The organism is Stenotrophomonas sp. SMYL41 (genome assembly GCF_036319965.1).
GTDB classification, from domain to species: domain Bacteria; phylum Pseudomonadota; class Gammaproteobacteria; order Xanthomonadales; family Xanthomonadaceae; genus Stenotrophomonas; species Stenotrophomonas maltophilia_R.
This window is the reverse complement of the sequence record NZ_JAWIRX010000017.1, coordinates 99,622-119,587: the sequence shown is the minus strand read 5'-3', so window position 1 is coordinate 119,587 and position 19,966 is coordinate 99,622. Positions and strand designations below refer to the sequence as shown.

The window sequence follows — 19,966 nt, the reverse complement described above, 5'->3', positions numbered from 1 at the left end:
CACGGCAGGCCGGCGATGGCTTCGATCCAGTAACGCGCGGTCAGGCCGGCGTAATAGCTGGTGCCGCAGGCGATGATCTGCACGCCTTCGATGCCTGACAGCACGGCCTCGGCATTCTTGCCGAACAGCTCGGCCGGGAAACCACCGGCGTCGATCGCCGCCTCGATGGTGTCGCCCAGCGCGCGCGGCTGCTCGTGGATTTCCTTCTGCATGAAGTGGCGGTACGGGCCCAGTTCCAGCGATGCCAGCGACACATCGGACAGGTGCACGTCGCGCTCGATCGGCTGGTCATGCTCGTCGAAGATGCGCACGCCGTCGCGGCGGATCTCGGCGGTGTCGCCCTCTTCCAGGAAGATCACCTTGCGGGTGGCCGAAATCACCGCCGAAACGTCGGAGGCGACGAAGTTCTCGCCCTCGCCCAGGCCCACCAGCAACGGGCAGCCCATGCGCGCGCAGACAAAGCGCTCCGGCTCGGCGCGGCTGACCACGGCCAGCGCGTAGGCACCGGTCAGCTCCTTCACCGTGCGCTGCAGTGCCACCAGCAGGTCGTCGCCGTCCTTCAGGTGGTGATGGATGAGGTGCGCGATGACTTCGGTATCGGTCTGCGATTCGAAGGTGTAACCCAGGGCACGCAGCTTCTCGCGCCGCTCCTCGTGATTTTCGATGATGCCGTTGTGCACCAGCGCCACGCCGTGGCTGATGTGCGGATGCGCGTTGGCCTCGGTGACACCACCGTGGGTGGCCCAGCGGGTGTGGCCGATGCCCAGCACTGCATTGAAGCCCTCGGCCTCGGCCGCAGTGGCCATTTCCGACACACGGCCGGTACGACGCACGCGGCGCACATCCGGCCGTTGGGCATGGTCGATCACCGCGATGCCCGAGGAATCGTAACCACGGTACTCAAGGCGCTTCAGGCCTTCGATCAGCACTGGTACCACGTCGCGATCGGCGATTGCACCCACGATTCCACACATGTCACGCGTTTCCTTGAAGACGATCGGCGCATTCTAGCCTGCGCATCCGGCTTCCCCCTCCTGTCCGCTTAATGAAAGTGTCCGGAAAGGTGTCCGCGGACACCCGGACACTCCAGGGTGCTTCCCAACCCATTGACCCACAAGGAAATAAAGTTGGCACGCTACGTGCTTGGTACCCACTACCACCGTCAGGCACGCACCCGATGATCCGCGACACCTCCGCACAGGACCAGATCGTTTCCTCCGCCCCGTCCGGCACCACCCGCGCCAACTGGCAGCGTTACCGCTGGCCGGCACTGGGCGCCATCGCGCTGCTGGCCGGCATCGGCTGGGCCGTGTACGCCTGGTCCAACGCCAGCCGCTCCTACGACAGCAGCCGCGTGCGCATCGCCGAAGTGAAGCGCGGGGACCTGGTCCGCGACATCGCCGCCGACGGCCGCGTGATCGCCGCCAACAGCCCGATCCTGTACGCCATCTCGGCCGGCACCGTGGACCTGAAGGTGGTCGCCGGCGACGTGGTCAAGAAGGGCCAGGAACTGGCGGTCATCGACAGCCCGGAACTGCGCAGCAAGCTGGCCCAGGAACAGGCCACCCTGGCCGGCCTGGAAGCCGAGGCCAGCCGCGCCGCGCTGGACGCCACCCTGGCCCGCGCCAAGTCGCGCAAGGAAACCGACCAAGCCACCATCGAGCGCCAGGCCGCCGACCGCGACCTGCAGCGTTACCAGCGTGGCTACGACGGCGGCGCGGTGCCGCAGATCGATCTGGCCAAGGCCAAGGACTCGCTGAAGAAGGCCGACATCACCCTGGCCAACGCCACCACCGATGCACGCCTGCAGAGCCAGGGCGCTGACCTGGACGCCCGCAACAAGCGCCTGCTGGCCGACCGCCAGAAGGCGGTGGTGGCCGAGGTGCAGCGCCAGGTGGACGCACTGACCCTGCGCGCGCCGTTCGACGGCCAGGTCGGCCAGGTGCAGGCCGTCCAGTCCACCAACCTGGCCGCCAATGCGCCAGTGCTGGGCGTGGTCGACCTGTCCAAGTTCGAGGTCGAGATCAAGGTACCGGAGAGCTTCGCCCGTGACCTGGCGATCGGCATGCCGGCGCAGCTGACCGGCGGCAACGGCAAGCCGTTCCCGGGCGAGATCAGTGCGGTGTCGCCGGAAGTGGTCAACGGCGAGGTCAACGCCCGCGTGCGCTTCGCCAGCGCGCAGCCGGAAGGCCTGCGCCAGAGCCAGCGGATGTCGGTGCGCGTGCTGCTCGATACCCGTAAGGACGTGCTGAAGGTCGAGCGCGGCCCGTTCGTCGAACAGGGCAACGGCATCGCCTACGTAATGGATGGCCGCACTGCGGTACGGCGTCCGGTGGAACTGGGCGTCAGCAGCCTGGGCGAAGTGGAAATCAAGTCGGGCGTGCAGCCGGGCGACCGCATCGTGGTCTCCGGTAGCGACCTGTTCAAGGACGCCGAACGCGTCTCCGTCAACTGATACCTGATACCTGATACCTGAATCCTGGAGAGAGGACACCCCATGTACATGCTCGAAATGCGCTCGGTCGCCAAGGTCTTCCGCACCGAACAGGTGGAAACCCACGCACTGCGCTCGCTGGAACTGCAGGTCAAGGAAGGCGAGTTCGTCGCCGTCACCGGTCCGTCCGGCTCCGGCAAGACCACCTTCCTCAACATCGCCGGCCTGCTGGAAACCTTCACCAGCGGCACCTACATGCTCGACGGCCAGGACGTGAGCACGCTGGGCGACGATGCCCGCAGCCGACTGCGCAACCAGAAGATCGGCTTCATCTTCCAGGGCTTCAACCTGATCCCCGACCTGAACCTGTTCGACAACGTCGACGTGCCGCTGCGCTACCGCAAGATGAGCGCCAACGAGCGCCGCGAGCGCATCGAGAAGGCGCTGACCCAGGTCGGCCTGGGCTCGCGCATGAAGCACTACCCGAATGAGCTGTCCGGTGGCCAGCAGCAGCGCGCCGCGATCGCGCGTGCCCTGGCCGGCAGCCCGCGCCTGCTGCTGGCCGACGAACCGACCGGCAACCTGGATACGCAGATGGCCCGCGGCGTGATGGAACTGCTGGAGGAGATCAATGCCGCCGGCACCACCATCGTGATGGTCACCCATGACCCGGAACTGGCCGCGCGCGCGCAGCGCAACGTGCACATCGTCGACGGCCAGGTGACCGACCTGGTGCGCGAGCCGGTGCTGGCCACCCCGCCGCGCCACATCGTCGCCGTCAACGAGTGAGGGCCCGACCATGTTCGCCTACTACGCCCGATTGGCGGTGCGCAGCTTCCGCCGCAACAAGGTACTGACCGCGCTGATGGTGATCGCCATCGCGCTGGGCATCGGCGCCTCGATGACCACGTTGACCGTGTTCCACGTGCTGTCCGGCGACCCGATTCCCAGCAAGAGCGACCGCCTGTTCTACGTGCAGCTCGACGCCGCGACCGGTGCCTACGTCGCCGGCGAAGAGCCGGAAACCCAGTTGACCCGCTTCGATGGTGAAGCACTGCTGCGCGAAGCCAAGGGTGAGCGCCAGGCGCTGATGAGCGGTGGCGGTGGGACCATTGAGCCCGCCAGCAGCACCCTCAAGCCCTTCAGCATTGATACCCGCTGGACGTCGGCCGACTTCTTCCCCATGTTCGAGGTGCCCATGCAGTACGGCCGCCCGTGGAGCCACGAGGATGACGAAGCCCGTGCCCGCGTGGTGGTCATCTCCAAGGCACTCAACGACAAGCTGTTCCAGGGCGCCAACAGCGTGGGCCGCGACCTGCGCATGGAAGGCCAGAGCTTCCGCATCGTCGGTGTGATGAAGGAGTGGAGCCCAGAGCCGCACTTCTACGACCTGACCACAGGCAGCTACGGCAAGGACGAAGACCTGCTGCTGCCGATCTCGACCTCCTTCGATCTCAAGCTTGGCAATAACGGCAACATGAACTGCTTCGGCGAGAACCCCGACGGCAACAGCTACTCGCTCAATGCACCGTGCGCGTGGCTGCAGTACTGGGTGGAACTGGACCCGGCCAAGGCCGCCGACTATCGCCGCTACCTGGAGAACTATTCGACGCAGCAACGTGAAGCCGGCCGCTTCAAGCACCCGCCGAACGTTCGCCTGCGCACCGTGATGGAATGGCTGGACTTCAACGGCGCAGTACCCAGCGATGTCCGCCTGCAGCTGTGGCTGGCGCTGGGCTTTCTCGGCGTCTGCCTGGTCAATACGGTGGGCCTGCTGCTGGCCAAGTTCCTGCGTCGCAGTGGTGAAATCGGTGTGCGCCGTGCACTGGGTGCCAGCCGCGGGCAGATCTTCCTGCAGTGCCTGGTCGAAGCCGGCGCGGTCGGCGTGGTCGGTGGCGTGCTGGGCATCGGCCTGGCCCTGCTCGGCCTGTTCGCGGTGCGCCAGCAGCCGGTGGAGTACGCCAAGCTCGCCCACCTGGACGGCAGCATGCTGCTGCTCGCATTGGGCCTGACCCTGTTCGCCAGCCTCGCCGCCGGTTTCCTGCCCGCCTGGCGCGCGATGCAGGTCACTCCGGCCATCCAGCTCAAGTCGCAGTAAGCATCCGAACGAGGACTCCCATGGACATCCGCCCCATCCTCAGCACGCTGCGCCGGCACAAGACCGCCGCTGCCCTGATCGTGCTGGAAGTCGCACTGACCTGCGCCATCGTCTGCAACGCGCTGTTCCTGGTCAGCCAGCGCGTGGAGAAGATCAGCATGCCCAGTGGCATCGCCGAGAACGAACTGGTGATGCTGCGCGTCAGTGGCATCGGCAAGCAGACCGACGCCCTGGCCCGCACCCGCGAGGACCTGGCATCGCTGCGCGCCATCCCCGGCGTCAGCAACGTCACCATCATCAACCAGGTCCCCTTCCGCAACGGCTCCTCCAGCAGCAGCATCTCGCGCGTGATCGACCAGGAACGGCCGACCACCAACGCCTCGATGTACAACCTGTCCGAGAACGGGCTGGCCACGATGGGCATCAACCTGATTGCAGGCCGCGATTTCCTGCCCGACGAGTACCAGAACTTCGAGGACGTCAGCACGGGCGGCGGCAAGGAAAAGGCCATCCCGATTCTCCTCACCCAGGCCACCGCCGCCAAGATGGAACCCGATGGCAGCGCACTGGGCAAGACCTACTACATGGGCAAGCAGTCGCTGCACGTAGTCGGCATCGTCGACACGCTCAGCACGCCCAATGGCTGGAACGACAACTGGACCAACTCGATGCTGCTGCCCACCCGGAGCACGTTCGATAAAGGTGGCACCTATGTGCTGCGCACCGACCCGGCGCGCCGCAAGGAAGTGCTCGATGCCGCCGCCGCCGCACTGGAGCGCAATGATCCAAACCGTCTGATGCGCGACAAGCTGACCTATGAAGACCAGCGCAAGGACTTCTTCAAGAACGACCGCGCAATGGTCGGCCTGCTGATCACGGTCAGCATCTCGTTGCTGGTGGTTACCGCACTGGGCATCATCGGCCTGGCCAGCTTCTGGGTGCAGCAGCGCAGCAAGCAGATCGGCATCCGCCGTGCGCTGGGTGCCACGCGTGGGCAGATCCTGCGCTACTTCCAGACCGAGAACTTCCTGCTGGCCACGCTGGGCATCGTGCTGGGCATGCTGGCCGCCTACGCGATCAACCTGGCACTGATGAACATGTACGAGCTGCCGCGCATGCCGCTGCACTACCTGCCGCTGGGCGCGCTGCTGCTGTGGGTGCTCGGCCAGATCGCGGTGTTCGGACCGGCCCGGCGTGCAGCAGCGGTACCGCCTGCGGTTGCCACGCGGGGCGCGTGAGATGCGCATCCGCTGGATGCTGCTGATGATGGTGCTCCTGCCACTGCCGGCACAGGCCGGCGGTGGCAGCTCGCAGGCACTGGAATGGCGCCAGGATGATGCGCGACTGGCGTTGCGCTCGACCGAGGGACAGGTGCATGTGGAGGCTGCCAGTCCCGAAGCCCGCTTCGGCGTGCGCAGCGGCGATCGCATCCTGCGCATGGACGACACCGCCGTGCGCCGGGTCGAGCATCTTGTCGATGCCCTTCGCCACTCCACGGGCCGAACCGTCTATCTGTTGCTGCGCCGCGGCAGACGTGAATTGACTGTTCCGGTGAATGCGGCTGCCTGGCGCCTGGCCCTGGTCACCCCGCCGCCTCCGGCACCACCGCCTCCGCCCCGAAGCTGAGCCCGCTGCCCCTACGGCTACGGGTTTGGCTATGCTTGATGGGTGGCGCCGGGCTCTCCCGGCGTATGGACACGAACACGGCTCCATCGGCGCCGCCCATCCCTTTCTGCAGAACCGCTTGATGCCTTCGATCCTGATCATCGACGACAACGCCAGCGTGGGCACCGCGCTGGATGTGCTGTTCTCCCTGCACGACATCGACACCCTGCAGGCGCAGAGCCCGGCCGAGGGGCTGGCGTTGCTTGAGTCGCAGCCGGTCGACCTGGTGATCCAGGACATGAACTTCAGCGAGGACACCACCTCCGGCGAGGAAGGCGAAGACCTGTTCGCGCAGATCCGCGCGCGCCACCCGGACCTGCCGGTGATCCTGCTGACCGCCTGGACCCACCTGAGCAGCGCGGTGGACCTGGTCAAGGCCGGCGCCGCCGACTACCTGGCCAAGCCGTGGGACGACCGCAAGCTGCTGACCACGGTCAACAACCTGCTGGAGTTGTCCGAGGCGCGGCGCGAACTGGACCGCCGCCGCAGCCGTGAGCTGCGCCAGCGCAATGCGCTGGAAGAAAAGTACGACCTGTGCGGTGCGGTGTTCGCCGATCCGGCCAGCGAGCGCGTCATCGCCCTGGCCTGCCAGGTCGCGCGCTCCGAGCTGCCGGTGCTGATCACCGGCCCCAATGGCGCCGGCAAGGAAAAGATCGCGCAGATCATCCAGGCCAACTCGCTGGTGGCCAAGGGCCCATTCGTCACGGTCAACTGTGGCGCGCTGCCGTCGGAACTGATCGAGGCCGAACTGTTCGGTGCCGATGCCGGCGCCTACACCGGCGCCAACAAGGCGCGCGAGGGCAAGTTCGAAGCTGCCGACGGAGGCACGCTGTTCCTGGATGAGATCGGCAACCTGTCACTCGGCGGGCAGATGAAGCTGCTGCGTGTGCTGGAAACCGGCCGCTTCGAGCGCCTGGGCTCCAATCGCGAACGCCAGGTCAAGGTCCGCGTGGTCAGCGCGACCAATGCCGACCTGCCGGCGATGATCCGCGACGGCACGTTCCGCGAAGATCTCTATTACCGCCTCAATACGGTGGAACTGGTGCTGCCACCATTGGCCGAGCGCGCGGGCGACATCCTGCCTTTGGCCGAGCGCTTCCTGACGGCCGGCAAGCCATTGTCCAGCGCTGCCAGCGCGGCCCTGCAACGGCACCCGTGGCCGGGCAACGTGCGCGAACTGCGCAACGTGATCCAGCGTGCAGAACTGCTGGCGGCCGGCAATCGCATCGAGGTGGCCGACCTGAACCTGCCGCGTGCTGCACCGGTGCCGCGACCGGCACCGAGTGCTGGCAACGATCCCGACCGCGAGCGCATCGAGGATGTGCTGGCACGCAATCACGGCGTCATCGCCCAGGCGGCCGCCGAACTGGGCCTGAGCCGCCAGGCCCTGTACCGGCGCATGGACCGCCACGGCATTCCGCGCGAATGAAACGGCGCTCGTTCACTTTCCGCCTGTTCCTGCGCCTGCTGCCGGTGCTGGCGCTGGCCGCCGCGTTGCCGTGGTTGCTGGCGTACTGGATGAACCATGGCTGGGTGGTGACCACGGTGTCGGCGTTGATCCTGCTATCGCTGATGTGGTGGACCCTGCGTCGGGCTACCGCCCCGGTGCGGTCACTGATGCGGGCCCTGGCGGGCACCACCAGCAGCTATCGCGACGGCGAATACAACTTCGGCGTGCACTGGCCCGGCAATGACGAGCTCGGCGACCTGGTGCAGGCACACCGCGAACTGGGCGATGTGCTGCGTGCACAGCGGCAGGGCCTGGTGCAACGCGAACTGCTTCTGGACACGATGGTGCAGAACACGCCGGTGGCGATGCTGCTGATCGCCTCGGGTGGTGATGGCATCGCCCGCGTAGTGTTCTCCAATCTGGCTGCGCGCAAGCTGCTGCACGGGGGCTGGAAGCTGGAGGGCCAGCGCTTGGAGGATGTCCTCGAACAGGTGCCGGTGGAGCTGCGCGACGCGATCGCCCGCGGCGGTGACAGCCTGTTCGCGGTGCATGCCGAAGGCGAAGACGGCGATGAGGATGACGAACAGGTCTACCACCTCTCGCGCCGCGCCTTCCAGCTCAATGGTCGTCCGCACGATCTGCTGCTGGTGCGCCTGCTGACCGCCGAGCTGCGCCGCCAGGAAGTACAGACCTGGAAGAAGGTGATCCGGGTGATCAGCCACGAACTGAACAATTCGCTGGCGCCGATTGCCTCGCTGGCCCACTCCGGCGGTGTACTGGTGCAGCGTGAACGCTTTGACCGGCTGCCGGAGATCTTCACCACCATCGAGGATCGCGCACGCCACCTGGAAGGCTTCATCCGTGGCTATGCACGCTTCGCCAAGCTGCCGCAGCCGCAACTGCAGACCGTGCACTGGGCGCCGTTCCTGTCCAGCCTCCGCCAGCAGATCCCGTTCACCATGGAGCGCGAGCCGGACGAGGAACTGAGCAGCCGCATCGACATCGCGCAGTTCGGGCAGGCACTGTTGAACCTGTTGAAGAACGCCCATGAAGCCTGCGCCGAAGCCGATCCACCCAACGATGACGTGCAGGTACAGCTGACGCGGTTGCCGCAGTGGCTGCGCCTGGATGTACTGGACCGCGGCAAGGGCATGAACGAACAGGTGCTGCAGAACGCGCTGATGCCGTTCTATTCGACCAAGCGCAACGGCACCGGGCTGGGGCTGGCGCTGACCCGCGAGATCGTGGAGGCACATGGCGGGCGCGTGTCGCTGCAGAACCGCGGTGATGGCGGGCTGTGCGTGTCGATCCTGTTGCCGGTGGGTTGAGTAGGTCGATCAGGTAGATCCACGCCATGCGTGGATGTGCCGATCAAGGTTGGCACCTGCCAAAGCTGCGGCATCGGCATCCTGCGCTCCAGGGGAACGGGAGCATCAAGAGCAAATGCAACGAGATCCACGCGTAGTTTGAATCGACTGGGTGCAGCTGTGGCTCTGGATGTTGGTTCCGCCTTGAGCGAGCCGAGCATCGCAGGGGAATCCGGGGCGCAGAGGCGCCGATGTTTGAGCACAGCGAGTTCGGCGCCGTCCCCTGATTCACCGAGAAGCGCAGGGCACCGATGCGCAGCATCGGCTCGCGACCGGCGGAGCGTTTCTTTTGGTTACTTTTCTTTGCGCACAAAGAAAAGTAACGCCCATGACCGGTGGCCGACCTTCAGCCACCCAGCGAAGAGATGGATCGCCGCATCGCGACCCGCAGGTGCATCGGAAACCCGAGCGCAGCCTCTTCGGCCATGACTGCGTGCAGGCCCTCGCCCCACTCTGCCTCCGGCACTTCAACGAAGCCCTCGCTGGCATAGAAGGCCGCATTCCACGGCACATCGCTCAACGTGGTCAGCACCGCTGCAGCGAAGCCGGCGGCCCTGGCCTGTGCCAAGGCATGGCGCAGCAATGCACGGCCATGGCCGCGACGCGCATGCGCCGGGTCCACATCCATCTGCAGGACATGGAACTCGCCGCACAACTCGCCACCCAGCAGGTAGCCCGCAATACCGCCTTCGGCGGCATCGACCACCCACAACTGGCCACGCCGAAGGCCGTCCTGCAGCGTCTGCAGGTCCCGGCCGTGCCCGGCAAACACCGGGTAGGCCTGGTGACCCTTCAGCAGTTCACCGGCGCGTTGTTCGATCGCCGGCAGCACGCCGAGCTCGTCGGCGTGCGGAAGGCGTGGCTCAGGATTTCTTGACCGGGCGCTTCCAGCCATCGATGGTTTCCTGTCGTGCACGTGCCAGTGTCAGCTTGCCGTCCGGGGCGGTGCGGGTGATGACCGAGCCTGCGGCGATGGTCGCGCCCTCGCCGATCGTCAGCGGCGCCACCAGTGAGCTGTTGGAGCCGATGAACGCGTTGTCGCCGATGGTGGTGGTCGACTTGTTCACGCCGTCGTAGTTGCAGGTGATGGTGCCGGCACCGATGTTCACCCTGCTGCCGATCACTGCATCCCCCAGATAGGTGAGGTGATTGGCCTTGCTGCCGACGCCAAGGGTGACCTTCTTGGTTTCGACGAAATTACCGACGTGCACGCCATCGGCCAGCACGGTACCCGGGCGCAGGCGCGCGAACGGACCGACCTGTGCCGCGCCTTCGGTGACGACGCCTTCCAGGTCGCAATGCGCGCGCACTTCGGTACCCGGACCGAGCGTGACGTCCTTCAGCCGATTGAACGGGCCAACGGTGACGCCGTCGCCGAGCACGATGCTGCCTTCGAGAACGACATCCACATCGATCAGCACGTCCCGGCCCACGGTGACGCTGCCACGAATGTCGAGCCGTGCCGGATCGCGCACGCGTGCGCCCTGCGCACAAAGCGCCCGCACCGCGCGGCGCTGCCAGGCGCGCTCCAGCTGCGAAAGCTGCCAGGGATCGTTCGCCCCCTCGGCCTCCTGCGCATCGGCCACCAGCGCCATCTCGGCCGGCGTGTATTCATGCGCGGCGAACGCGAACACGTCGGTCAGGTAGTACTCACCCTGCGCATTGCTGTTGGACAGCTGCGACAGCCAGCGACGCAGCGCGGTCGACTCGGCAGCGATGATGCCGGTGTTGATCGTGCGCACGCGCAGCTGGTCGTCCGTGGCGTCCTTCTGCTCGACGATCGAACCCACTTTGCCTTCTGCATCGCGAAGTACGCGGCCGTAGCCGGTCGGGTCATCGACCTCGGCGACCAGCACCGCCAACCGCCCCGGCTGCGCGAGCAGGTCGCGCAGGGTCTGCGCGCGGATCAGTGGTACATCGCCGTACAGCACCAGCACCTGCACGGCATCCGGCACCTGCGGCATCGCCTGCGCCACTGCGTGGCCAGTACCCAGCTGCTGTGCCTGTTCAGCCCACTGCAGGTCGGGCTGGCCGGCGAAATGCTGCCGCACCGCCTCACCGCCATGGCCGTAGACCACATGGATGGCCGCCGGCTGCAGTTCGCGGGCCGCATCGATCACGTGCGCCAGCATTGGTTGGCCGGCGATCGGCTGCAGCACCTTCGGCAGCACCGACTTCATGCGCTTGCCAGCGCCGGCGGCGAGGATGATGACGTGCAGGGCTTGGGTCATGGGAACGGCAGTCCGAGGTTCGTTGCCGGTGATTCTAGAGCGTGAGCCGTTAACATGGGCATCCTTCCTCCTTCACCATGCCGATGAGCCTCGTCCGCCAGGGAAGCGCCTACCTCCTCATCGGGCTCGTGCAGCTGCTCGTCGATTGGCTGGTCTTCGTGGTCGCCACCGCGCTGGGCATGGCGGTGGCACCGGCCAACGTCGCCGGACGCCTGGCGGGCATGCTCCTGGGCTTCTGGCTCAATGGCCGCTACACCTTTGCCGAGGCCGGCGCCCACAAGCTGGGCTGGAGGCGTTTCGCACGCTTTTTCGCGCTATGGCTGCTGCTGACCGCGGCAAGCACGTTGCTGGTGAGCGTGGTCGACCACGCGCTTGGCCTGCAGTACGCCTGGCTGGCCAAGCCGCTGGTGGAAGGCGGGCTGGCGTGCGTGTCGTTCCTGTTGATGCGCTACCTTGTGTACCGCTGATCGGGGTCAGCGATCACCGTCGCCGCGCAGGCGCGCGCCCACTCCCTCACGCCACAGCTGCAGCGCGCTGTAGCGCAACCGCACCTGATGCTGCCCGGCCGGCACGCACAACGCATGGAAGAGGCCATTACCGCGCAGCAGCGGCAGCACCTGGCCATCCTCGAGCTGCGCCTGCCAGCCACGGCCGGTGGTTTCGTTGATCACCACCCACGCCGCACGGTCGGCCACCACCGTCAGCTCGATGCGTCCGGGCAGGTACTGCAGCACCTGCACCGTGGCCTCACCAGCATCCTGTTCGGCGCAGAGGCTGCTGGCGGCGGCGGGCAGCCACAGCTGCCGTTTGAAATCGGTCTGGTTGAACAGCGGTGCAGGCGGTAGACGCTCGTCATGGCGGCGCACCTGCCGCGGATTCAGTACGCGTGGCAGCACACTGCCGCGCCGCGCAAGTTCCACCTGGTCGCCCTGCGCACTGGAGCCCGGGAATGGCTCCTGGGCCAGCAGCCAACGCACGCCCAGCAGGTCGTACAGGGGAGCAGCGGTGTCTGGCATCCAGGCAGTGGGAGCTTTCTGCTGGAAGGTATCGACCGGTTCGCCCGGCATCCCGGTCATCTGCAGATAGTCGCTTGCCAGCAGCGGGTTGTAGCCATTTGCCAGCGCAATGGCATGCACCGCCGCACCATTGGTGAGTCCACCGATGCCGAAGACCACCGCGCGCTCGGGTATGCCGATATGCCGCTCTGCCGCCAGCAACGCATAGGCGCGCTGCGCAGGACCCGCACGATCGGCGGTGAGCACCGATTTGGTGCCGCTGCCCGCGTTGAAGCTGGTGCCGACGTTGAACAACAGCAGGTCCAGCAGCACCAGTGCCAGCACCCAGCGCGCAGGCGCCGGGTGGCGGCGCAGCACCTGCACTGCGGCCACGCCCAGCGCGGCGCTGACGGCAAGCCAGGCGAAGGCGAGCGGATGGCCATGATCGATCGCCAGCCATGCGGCACACGCAGCCAGCATCGCGACGGCCGCCACAGACACCCAGTGCAATCGCAACGGTTGCCGCTGCAGGGCAACCTGCAGCGCATTGGCACCCAACCACGCCGCCGCGGGCACGGTAAGGAACAGCGCATCGGATGGGCGCCGGAACAGGTCCAGCCCCGGAAGCCAGCCAAACAGCCAGGGGAACAGCGGCGTCGCGCCACCCACCGCGACCAGGATCGCCAGCGTCAGCGCACACAGCGCGATGCGGGCCGCCGCCGGCCTGCGCCGCAGCACCTCACCGCCCCAGAGCAGCCACAGCGCCAGCGGCACTGCCCCCAGATAGAGGTAGTCGGCGCTGATGTCACCGAAGGCCCAGCTATCGCCGCGCCCCTGCGAGAACACGTTGCCCGACAGCAGTGTCACCAGTGTCTGCCAGTGAATGGCACCGGGCAGCGCGGCTTCCAGCGACAAGCCATTGCGATTGGTCTGGTCCAGCCAGGCCAGCGTGGACAGCCACTGCGGCGCACTCACAGCGCCGGCGAGAATGGCCACCACGCCCAGCTGCCACAGCAGGCGCACGCGCTGCCCCTGTGCCAGCAGGACAGCACCCACGGCGTAGATCGCGCACGCGAGGATGATGAAATAGGTGACCTGGGTCAGTTGCAGCGCACACAGGCCGCCGGCCACACCGGCCAGCAGGATGTCGCGCATCCGTCCCCGCCGGCGGACCTGCTCCAGGCCCAGCCACAGCCAGGGCAGCAGGCAGTAACTGATGATCATCGGCGTGTGCTGCAGGCGCGAAGCGGCCACGCCCCCGAACATCAACGTGAGTGCGAACAGCAGCTGCGCGGGCGGCGCCATGCCCTGCAGGCGACCCAGCCGCAGCGCACCCAGGCCGCCTGCCAGCACATGCAGCAGCACCACCACCGTAAACAGGTGCAGGGAGCTGGGTGCCAGCAGCATCGGCAGCAGCATCGTCGGCTGCAGCGTCATCATCTGCGGGTCGGCCACCTGCGGGTAGCCACCGTAGAGATAGGGATTCCACCAGGGGGCCTGCAGATGACGCAGCTGCTCGGCACTGAAGCTGACAGCCGGGAAGAACTGCTGCACGGCGTCGAAGGGAATGGTCTTGATGCCACTGAGCCATGGCAGGCACAGGACGATCCAGGCAACCAGGAATGCGCCCGCCGGTGTGCGCCACTGCCGCTGCCAGCTGCCGCCCTCTATCGTTGTCGAATACTGCTGCATTCCCTGCTCCTGTGGAGAACAAACAAAAACGCCGGCATGCAAGCCGGCGTTTCTGCTTGATGACGCGCGAACCTCAGTGCTTGAGGGTCTTGCGCAGGCGCTCCAGCGCCTGCAGCTGGACGACGGCTTCGGCCAGCTTCTGCTGGGCTTCAGCCACTTCCATCGCTTCGCCGCGGTTGGCCAGGATGCGCTCCGCTTCTTCCTTGGCCTTGCGGACCGAGGCTTCGTCGATGTCCTGTGCGCGGATCGCGGTGTCGGCCAGCACGGTCACCACCTGCGGCTGCACTTCCAGGATGCCGCCGGAAATGGCGAAATCCAGCTGCTCGCCGTTCGGCGTGGTCACCACCACCTTGCCCGGCTTCAGGCGGGTGATCAGCGGCGCGTGCTTGGGCGCGATGCCCAGTTCGCCCAGCTCACCGGTGGCCACGACCAGGGTCGCTTCGCCACGGAAGATTTCCTGCTCGGCGCTGACGATGTCGCAACGGATCGTGCTCATGCAAATCTCTTCGCTGTTCGCGGCGGCGCAATGCCACCGTGGGGGTCCACCGGCGCGGGCGGTTGCCCGGCGCCGGCGTCAGGTCGGGCAGGATCGCTCCCGCCCGTCCCGGATCAGGCCTTCTCGGCCATCTTCTTGGCCTTCTCGACCGCTTCTTCGATGCCGCCGACCATGTAGAACGCCTGCTCCGGCAGGTGGTCGTACTCGCCATCGACGATGGCCTTGAAGCCACGGATGGTGTCCTTCAGCGGCACGTACTTGCCCGGCGAACCGGTGAACACTTCGGCCACGTGGAACGGCTGGCTGAAGAAGCGCTCGATCTTACGGGCGCGCGACACGGCCTGCTTGTCCTCTTCGGACAGCTCGTCCATGCCCAGGATCGCGATGATGTCCTTCAGTTCCTTGTACTTCTGCAGGGTCTGCTGGACGCGCTGGGCGGTGTCGTAGTGCTCGTGGCCGATGACCAGCGGGTCCATCTGGCGGCTGGTGGAGTCCAGCGGATCGACGGCCGGGTAGATACCCAGCGAGGCGATCGAACGCGACAGGGTCACGGTCGAGTCCAGGTGGGCGAAGGTGGTCGCCGGCGACGGGTCGGTCAGGTCGTCCGCGGGAACGTAGACGGCCTGGATCGAGGTGATCGAACCGTTCTTGGTCGAGGTGATGCGCTCCTGCAGGACGCCCATTTCCTCGGCCAGGGTCGGCTGGTAACCCACGGCGGACGGCATGCGGCCCAGCAGTGCCGACACTTCGGTACCGGCCAGGGTGTAGCGGTAGATGTTGTCGACGAACAGCAGGACGTCCTTGCCCTTGCCGTTTTCGTCCTTCTCGTCGCGGAAGTACTCGGCCATGGTCAGGCCGGTCAGGGCGACGCGCAGACGGTTGCCCGGCGGCTCGTTCATCTGGCCGTACACCATCGCCACCTTGTCCAGGACGTTGGAGTCCTTCATTTCGTGGTAGAAGTCGTTGCCCTCACGGGTACGCTCACCCACGCCGGCGAACACGGACAGGCCGCTGTGCGCCTTGGCGATGTTGTTGATCAGTTCCATCATGTTGACGGTCTTGCCGACGCCGGCGCCGCCGAACAGGCCGACCTTGCCGCCCTTGGCGAACGGGCACATCAGGTCGATGACCTTGATGCCGGTTTCCAGCAGCTCGGTGGCCGGGGACTGGTCTTCGTACGACGGAGCCGCACGGTGGATTTCCCAGCTGTCGCTGGCGGCCACCGGGCCGGCTTCGTCGATCGGGCGGCCCAGCACGTCCATGATGCGGCCCAGGGTGCCAGCACCGACCGGCACGGAGATGCCGCGGTTGGTGTTGGTGGCAACCAGGTTGCGCTTCAGGCCGTCGGTGGAACCGAGGGCGATGGTACGCACCACGCCGTCGCCCAGCTGCTGCTGGACTTCAAGGGTGATTTCGGTGTTGTCGACCTTCAGTGCGTCGTACACCTTCGGCACCGACTCACGCGGGAATTCGACGTCGACGACCGCGCCGATGATCTGAACGATCTTGCCCTGACTCATTGCTGCATCCTCTAAATGTGTGCTTTGAACGAACGCGGTCAGACTGCTGCCGCGCCGCCGACGATTTCGGAGATTTCCTGGGTGATCGCTGCCTGGCGCGCCTTGTTGTAGACGAGCTGCAGGGTGCCGATCAGCTTGTTGGCGTTGTCGCTCGCCGCCTTCATCGCAACCATGCGTGCCGCATGCTCGGAGGCGACGTTTTCCAGCAGTGCCTGGTACACCAGCGACTCGATGTAACGCGTCATCACGTGCTCGAGCACGGTCGCGGCATCGGGTTCGTACAGGTAGTCCCAGTCGTGGTGAGCGACCTGCTTCTCAGCCGGCGGCAGCGGCAGCAGCTGATCGAAGCTGGCCTTCTGCACCATGGTGTTCACGAAGCGGTTGTAGACCAGGTACACGCGGTCGATCTTGCCCTCGGTGAAGGCGTCGAGCATCACCTTGATCACACCGATCAGCGACTCCAGCTTCGGCACGTCGCCGATGTGGGTCACGCTGCCGACCATGTTGACCTTCACGCGGCGGAAGAAGGTCGACGCCTTCTGGCCGATGGTCACCAGGTCCACTTCCGCACCCTTGTCCTGCCATGCCTTGGCTTCGCCCAGCATCTTGCGGAACAGGTTGTTGTTCAGGCCACCGGCCAGGCCGCGATCGGAGGAGATCACGATGAAGCCGACCCGCTTGACCTGCTCGCGCTCGACCAGGAACGGATGCTGGTAATCGGTACTGGCCTGGGCCAGGTGCCCAATCACCTGCTTCATCGCCTGCGCGTACGGACGCGAGGTCTTCATCCGATCCTGCGCCTTGCGGATCTTGGAGGCCGAGACCATTTCCAGGGCGCGCGTCACCTTGCGGGTGTTCTGCACACTCTTGATCTTGGTTTTGATTTCGCGTCCGCTTGCCATCTCTTGTTTCCCGTGGCGCGGGGCAGATGCCCCGCGTTGTTCAACCGTTTGTCATCTGGTCCAGCGGAGCCAGCGGCTCCGCTCTACAGGACCGCGATTACCAGCTGCCGGTGGTCTTGAACTCGGCGATGCCCTTCTTGAAGGCACCTTCGATGTCGTTGTCCCAACCGCCGGTGGCGTTGACCTTGCTGACCAGCTCGCCCTGGGTGTTGGCGAAGTGGGCGTGCAGGCCCTCTTCGAACGCCAGCAGCTTGTTGACCGGCACGTCGTCGAGGTAGCCCTCGTTGACGGCGTAGATCGACAGCGCCTGGTTGGCGATCGACATCGGCGCGTACTGCTTCTGCTTCATCAGCTCGGTGACGCGCTGGCCACGCTCCAGCTGCTTGCGGGTCGCTTCGTCCAGATCCGAGGCGAACTGCGCGAACGCAGCCAGCTCACGGTACTGGGCCAGCGAGATGCGGATGCCGCCCGACAGCTTCTTGATGATCTTGGTCTGGGCCGAGCCACCGACGCGCGACACCGAGATACCGGCGTTCACGGCCGGGCGGATGCCGGCGTTGAACAGGTCGGTTTCCAGGAAGATCTGGCCGTCGGTGATCGAGATCACGTTGGTCGGAACGAAGGCGGACACGTCGCCAGCCTGGGTTTCGATGATCGGCAGCGCGGTCAGCGAGCCGGTCTTGCCGGTGACCTTGCCTTCGGTGAACTTCTCGACGTATTCCTCGGACACGCGCGCAGCGCGTTCCAGCAGGCGCGAGTGCAGGTAGAACACGTCACCCGGGTAGGCTTCGCGGCCCGGCGGGCGCTTCAGCAGCAGCGAGATCTGGCGGTAGGCGACGGCCTGCTTGGACAGATCGTCGTACACGATCAGCGCGTCTTCGCCGCGGTCCATGAAGTACTCACCCATGGTGCAGCCCGAGTAGGCGCTGATGTACTGCATGGCAGCCGATTCGGAAGCAGTCGCGGCCACCACGATGGTGTGGGCCAGCGCGCCGTTCTCTTCCAGCTTGCGCACGATGTTGGCGATGGTCGAAGCCTTCTGGCCGATCGCAACGTACACGCACTTGATGCCGGTGCCCTTCTGGTTGATCACCGCATCGATCGCCATGGCGGTCTTGCCGGTCTGGCGGTCGCCGATGATCAGCTCGCGCTGGCCACGGCCGATCGGGATCATCGAGTCGACCGACTTGTAACCGGTCTGCACCGGCTGGTCGACCGACTTGCGCCAGATCACGCCCGGAGCAACGCGCTCCACCGGAGCGGTCAGGTCGGTGCCCAGCGGGCCCTTGCCGTCGATCGGCTCGCCCAGCGCGTTCACGACGCGGCCCAGCAGTTCCGGACCGACCGGCACTTCCAGGATGCGGCCGGTGGTCTTGGCGACATCGCCTTCGCGCAGGTGCTCGTAGTCACCCAGGACCACGGCGCCGACCGAGTCGCGCTCCAGGTTCAGGGCCAGTGCGAAGGTGTTGTTCGGCAGTTCGATCATTTCGCCCTGCATCACGTCGGCCAGACCGAAGATGCGCACGATGCCGTCGGACACGCTGGTCACGGTGCCTTCGTTGCGCGATTCCGCGGCCAGCTTGACCTTCTCGATGCGGTTCTTGATCAGTTCGCTGATTTCGGAGGGGTTGAGCGTGGTTGCCATCGTCAAGTCCTAGTGCCGGCAGCGGGGCCGGACGTTAAATGAATTCAGTTAGCGAGCGCGGTCTGCAGACGGGCCAGCTTGCCCTTCAGCGAACCATCGATGACCACGTCGCCGGCGTCGATCACGGCGCCGCCGATCAGCGAGGCATCGACCGCGGTGGTCACTTCGACCTCGCGGTTGAAGCGCTTGCGCAGCGCAGCCTTGATCGCGTCCAGTTCACCGGCCGACAGATCGGCCGCCGAGGTCACCGTGGCCTTGACCACGTGCTCGGCTTCGGCGCGCAGGGCGTCGAACATGCCGGAGATTTCCGGCAGCAGCGGCAGACGATGCGATTCGGCCAGGATGGCCAGGAAGCGCGAGTAGGTCTCGCCGTGGGACACCGGCGCCAGCAGGGCGACGGCGTCGTCACGACCCAGCTCCGGGTTGGCGAGCAGGGCCGCCACGCGCGGGTCGGCGGCGACGTGGGCGGAGAACGCCAGGGCGTCCGACCACGGCGCGAACGCGCCTTCGTCGCGCGCGGTCGCGAACGCGGCGCGGGCGTACGGGCGGGCAAGCGTGAGGGCCTGGCTCATCCTTAGATCTCCGAGGCCAGCTCGTCGAGCAGCGCCTTGTGGGCGTTGGCGTCGATTTCGCGCTTGAGCAGCTTTTCGGCACCGGTCACGGCCAGCGCGGACACCTGCTTGCGCAGATCTTCACGGGCACGGTTGGCGGCGGCGTCGATTTCAGCCTGGGCCAGTTCCTTCTGACGGGTGGCTTCGGTGATCGCTTCGTTACGGGCAGCATCAACGATCTGGTTGGCACGCGCGTGGGCCTGATCGATGATCTCGTTGGCCTTGGTGCGGGCTTCCTTCAGCGCTTCGTTGACCTTCTCCTGCGCCTGGGCCAGATCTTTCTGGCTGCGGTCGGCAGCAGCGAGGCCTTCAGCAATCTTCTGCTGGCGCTCTTCGATCGCGTTCATCAGCGGCGGCCAGATCTTGGTCGCGATGATCCAGATCAGACCAGCGAAGGCCAGCGCCTGCGCAAGAAGGGTGAAATTGATATTCATGGTTAGCTCGATCGCTGGTTTCGGGGTGGACGCGCCGCCGTAGCGGCGCATCCGGCCTTCATCCGAAACCGGGTGCAGCAGCACCCGGTCGTCTCAAACCGCTGTATCAGCCGGCCAGAGCCTTGGTGACGGCGCCAGCAAAGGCAGCCGACAGCGGGTTGGCGAAGGCCAGCAGCAGGCCAACGGCGACCGAGATGATGAACGCGGCGTCGATCAGGCCGGCGGTGATGAACATGCGGACCTGCAGGACCGGGATCAGTTCCGGCTGGCGGGCGGCCGACTCCAGGAACTTACCAGCCATGATGGCCAGACCCAGACCGGCGCCCAGCGCGGCCAGGCCGATCATGATGCCGACGGCAAGGGCGGTGGAGCTCTGAATCTGCGCGAAGTTGGTCAGGACGGCGAAGTACATGGTTATCTCCAGGA

At 66.1% G+C, this 19,966-nt stretch carries 19 protein-coding genes; 8 read left to right on the top strand and 11 right to left on the bottom strand.

Translation table 11 applies throughout. From position 1 onward, the window contains the following. A partial coding sequence (glmS, locus tag V3B30_RS18110; RefSeq protein ID WP_329809762.1) for a glutamine--fructose-6-phosphate transaminase (isomerizing) occupies positions 1-974 on the bottom strand: 974 nt, incomplete at its 3' end. Positions 975-1,177: 203 nt separating this feature from the next. On the opposite strand from glmS, the gene V3B30_RS18105 reads away from it, so the two are divergent. The 7 genes from V3B30_RS18105 (at position 1,178) to V3B30_RS18075 (ending at position 8,975) form a co-directional block, all read left to right on the top strand. Continuing rightward, complete coding sequence (locus V3B30_RS18105; protein WP_100473980.1) at positions 1,178-2,455, top strand: efflux RND transporter periplasmic adaptor subunit; 1,278 nt, start codon at positions 1,178-1,180, stop codon at positions 2,453-2,455. Between the two features lie 42 nt (positions 2,456-2,497). Then, entirely contained in the window at positions 2,498-3,223 is a 726-nt protein-coding gene (locus tag V3B30_RS18100) for an ABC transporter ATP-binding protein (protein ID WP_014038558.1), read from the top strand. Between the two features lie 10 nt (positions 3,224-3,233). After that, positions 3,234-4,532, top strand: coding sequence for an ABC transporter permease (locus V3B30_RS18095; RefSeq protein WP_262083502.1), 1,299 nt, complete (start codon positions 3,234-3,236; stop codon positions 4,530-4,532). A 20-nt stretch (positions 4,533-4,552) separates the two neighbouring features. Further along, positions 4,553-5,770: an FtsX-like permease family protein gene (locus tag V3B30_RS18090; RefSeq protein ID WP_262083503.1), complete on the top strand. Its 1,218-nt coding sequence runs from the start codon at positions 4,553-4,555 to the stop codon at positions 5,768-5,770. 19 nt (positions 5,771-5,789) lie between these two features. After that, entirely contained in the window at positions 5,790-6,158 is a 369-nt protein-coding gene (locus V3B30_RS18085) for a PDZ domain-containing protein (protein ID WP_262083621.1), read from the top strand. A gap of 121 nt (positions 6,159-6,279) precedes the next feature. Next, positions 6,280-7,626 (top strand): sigma-54 dependent transcriptional regulator, encoded by a 1,347-nt coding sequence (locus V3B30_RS18080; RefSeq protein ID WP_262083504.1) that lies wholly within the window; start codon positions 6,280-6,282, stop codon positions 7,624-7,626. Further along, the gene (locus V3B30_RS18075; RefSeq protein WP_100473985.1) at positions 7,623-8,975 is read left to right on the top strand and encodes a HAMP domain-containing sensor histidine kinase; all 1,353 of its coding nucleotides are present in this window, start codon (positions 7,623-7,625) and stop codon (positions 8,973-8,975) included. Before V3B30_RS18080 ends, V3B30_RS18075 begins: the two co-directional genes overlap by 4 nt. 385 nt (positions 8,976-9,360) lie before the next feature. Here the strand turns inward: V3B30_RS18075 and V3B30_RS18070 are convergent, their stop codons facing one another. Together V3B30_RS18070 and glmU are read right to left on the bottom strand one after the other, a co-directional pair. After that, positions 9,361-9,909: a GNAT family N-acetyltransferase gene (locus V3B30_RS18070; RefSeq protein ID WP_262083505.1), complete on the bottom strand. Its 549-nt coding sequence runs from the start codon at positions 9,907-9,909 to the stop codon at positions 9,361-9,363. Beyond that, positions 9,878-11,245, bottom strand: a complete 1,368-nt coding sequence (gene glmU / locus V3B30_RS18065; RefSeq protein ID WP_262083506.1) for a bifunctional UDP-N-acetylglucosamine diphosphorylase/glucosamine-1-phosphate N-acetyltransferase GlmU — start codon at positions 11,243-11,245, stop codon at positions 9,878-9,880. The genes V3B30_RS18070 and glmU overlap by 32 nt, the downstream gene beginning before the upstream one ends. An 83-nt stretch (positions 11,246-11,328) precedes the next feature. Here glmU and V3B30_RS18060 point away from each other — a divergent pair, with 83 nt between their 5' ends. Next, positions 11,329-11,712 (top strand): GtrA family protein, encoded by a 384-nt coding sequence (locus V3B30_RS18060; protein WP_100473988.1) that lies wholly within the window; start codon positions 11,329-11,331, stop codon positions 11,710-11,712. 6 nt (positions 11,713-11,718) lie between these two features. On the opposite strand, the gene V3B30_RS18055 is transcribed toward V3B30_RS18060, so the two are convergent. The 8 genes from V3B30_RS18055 to atpE form a co-directional block, all read right to left on the bottom strand. Beyond that, complete coding sequence (locus tag V3B30_RS18055; protein WP_262083507.1) at positions 11,719-13,932, bottom strand: hypothetical protein; 2,214 nt, start codon at positions 13,930-13,932, stop codon at positions 11,719-11,721. Between the two features lie 73 nt (positions 13,933-14,005). Beyond that, on the bottom strand, positions 14,006-14,428 hold the full coding sequence (locus tag V3B30_RS18050; protein ID WP_005411127.1) for a F0F1 ATP synthase subunit epsilon: 423 nt from the start codon (positions 14,426-14,428) through the stop codon (positions 14,006-14,008). A gap of 113 nt (positions 14,429-14,541) precedes the next feature. Beyond that, positions 14,542-15,948, bottom strand: coding sequence for a F0F1 ATP synthase subunit beta (gene atpD / locus V3B30_RS18045; RefSeq protein ID WP_010481327.1), 1,407 nt, complete (start codon positions 15,946-15,948; stop codon positions 14,542-14,544). A gap of 38 nt (positions 15,949-15,986) precedes the next feature. Then, on the bottom strand, positions 15,987-16,850 hold the full coding sequence (atpG, locus tag V3B30_RS18040; protein ID WP_005411129.1) for a F0F1 ATP synthase subunit gamma: 864 nt from the start codon (positions 16,848-16,850) through the stop codon (positions 15,987-15,989). Between the two features lie 97 nt (positions 16,851-16,947). Continuing rightward, positions 16,948-18,495 carry a F0F1 ATP synthase subunit alpha gene (gene atpA / locus V3B30_RS18035; RefSeq protein ID WP_005411130.1) on the bottom strand — a complete coding sequence of 516 codons (1,548 nt, stop codon included), beginning with the start codon at positions 18,493-18,495 and terminating at the stop codon, positions 16,948-16,950. A 44-nt stretch (positions 18,496-18,539) separates the two neighbouring features. Continuing rightward, positions 18,540-19,067, bottom strand: coding sequence for a F0F1 ATP synthase subunit delta (locus tag V3B30_RS18030; RefSeq protein ID WP_100473991.1), 528 nt, complete (start codon positions 19,065-19,067; stop codon positions 18,540-18,542). 2 nt (positions 19,068-19,069) lie between these two features. After that, positions 19,070-19,540, bottom strand: coding sequence for a F0F1 ATP synthase subunit B (locus V3B30_RS18025; protein WP_005419512.1), 471 nt, complete (start codon positions 19,538-19,540; stop codon positions 19,070-19,072). 106 nt (positions 19,541-19,646) lie between these two features. Then, a complete protein-coding gene (atpE, locus tag V3B30_RS18020; protein WP_005411133.1) occupies positions 19,647-19,952 on the bottom strand; it encodes a F0F1 ATP synthase subunit C in 306 nt (101 codons plus the stop codon). Positions 19,953-19,966: the final 14 nt, after the last annotated feature.

Coding starts and splice junctions, on each gene's coding strand:
- V3B30_RS18100 (WP_014038558.1), top strand. CDS start 2,498: ATGTACATGCTCGAAATGCGCTCGGTCGCCAAGGTCTTCCGCACCGAA.
- V3B30_RS18060 (WP_100473988.1), top strand. CDS start 11,329: ATGAGCCTCGTCCGCCAGGGAAGCGCCTACCTCCTCATCGGGCTCGTG.
- V3B30_RS18075 (WP_100473985.1), top strand. CDS start 7,623: ATGAAACGGCGCTCGTTCACTTTCCGCCTGTTCCTGCGCCTGCTGCCG.
- atpE (WP_005411133.1), bottom strand. CDS start 19,952: ATGTACTTCGCCGTCCTGACCAACTTCGCGCAGATTCAGAGCTCCACC.
- V3B30_RS18055 (WP_262083507.1), bottom strand. CDS start 13,932: ATGCAGCAGTATTCGACAACGATAGAGGGCGGCAGCTGGCAGCGGCAG.
- atpA (WP_005411130.1), bottom strand. CDS start 18,495: ATGGCAACCACGCTCAACCCCTCCGAAATCAGCGAACTGATCAAGAAC.
- V3B30_RS18025 (WP_005419512.1), bottom strand. CDS start 19,540: ATGAATATCAATTTCACCCTTCTTGCGCAGGCGCTGGCCTTCGCTGGT.
- V3B30_RS18050 (WP_005411127.1), bottom strand. CDS start 14,428: ATGAGCACGATCCGTTGCGACATCGTCAGCGCCGAGCAGGAAATCTTC.
- V3B30_RS18080 (WP_262083504.1), top strand. CDS start 6,280: ATGCCTTCGATCCTGATCATCGACGACAACGCCAGCGTGGGCACCGCG.
- V3B30_RS18070 (WP_262083505.1), bottom strand. CDS start 9,909: ATGGCTGGAAGCGCCCGGTCAAGAAATCCTGAGCCACGCCTTCCGCAC.
- V3B30_RS18105 (WP_100473980.1), top strand. CDS start 1,178: ATGATCCGCGACACCTCCGCACAGGACCAGATCGTTTCCTCCGCCCCG.
- V3B30_RS18090 (WP_262083503.1), top strand. CDS start 4,553: ATGGACATCCGCCCCATCCTCAGCACGCTGCGCCGGCACAAGACCGCC.
- atpG (WP_005411129.1), bottom strand. CDS start 16,850: ATGGCAAGCGGACGCGAAATCAAAACCAAGATCAAGAGTGTGCAGAAC.
- atpD (WP_010481327.1), bottom strand. CDS start 15,948: ATGAGTCAGGGCAAGATCGTTCAGATCATCGGCGCGGTCGTCGACGTC.
- V3B30_RS18095 (WP_262083502.1), top strand. CDS start 3,234: ATGTTCGCCTACTACGCCCGATTGGCGGTGCGCAGCTTCCGCCGCAAC.
- glmU (WP_262083506.1), bottom strand. CDS start 11,245: ATGACCCAAGCCCTGCACGTCATCATCCTCGCCGCCGGCGCTGGCAAG.
- V3B30_RS18030 (WP_100473991.1), bottom strand. CDS start 19,067: ATGAGCCAGGCCCTCACGCTTGCCCGCCCGTACGCCCGCGCCGCGTTC.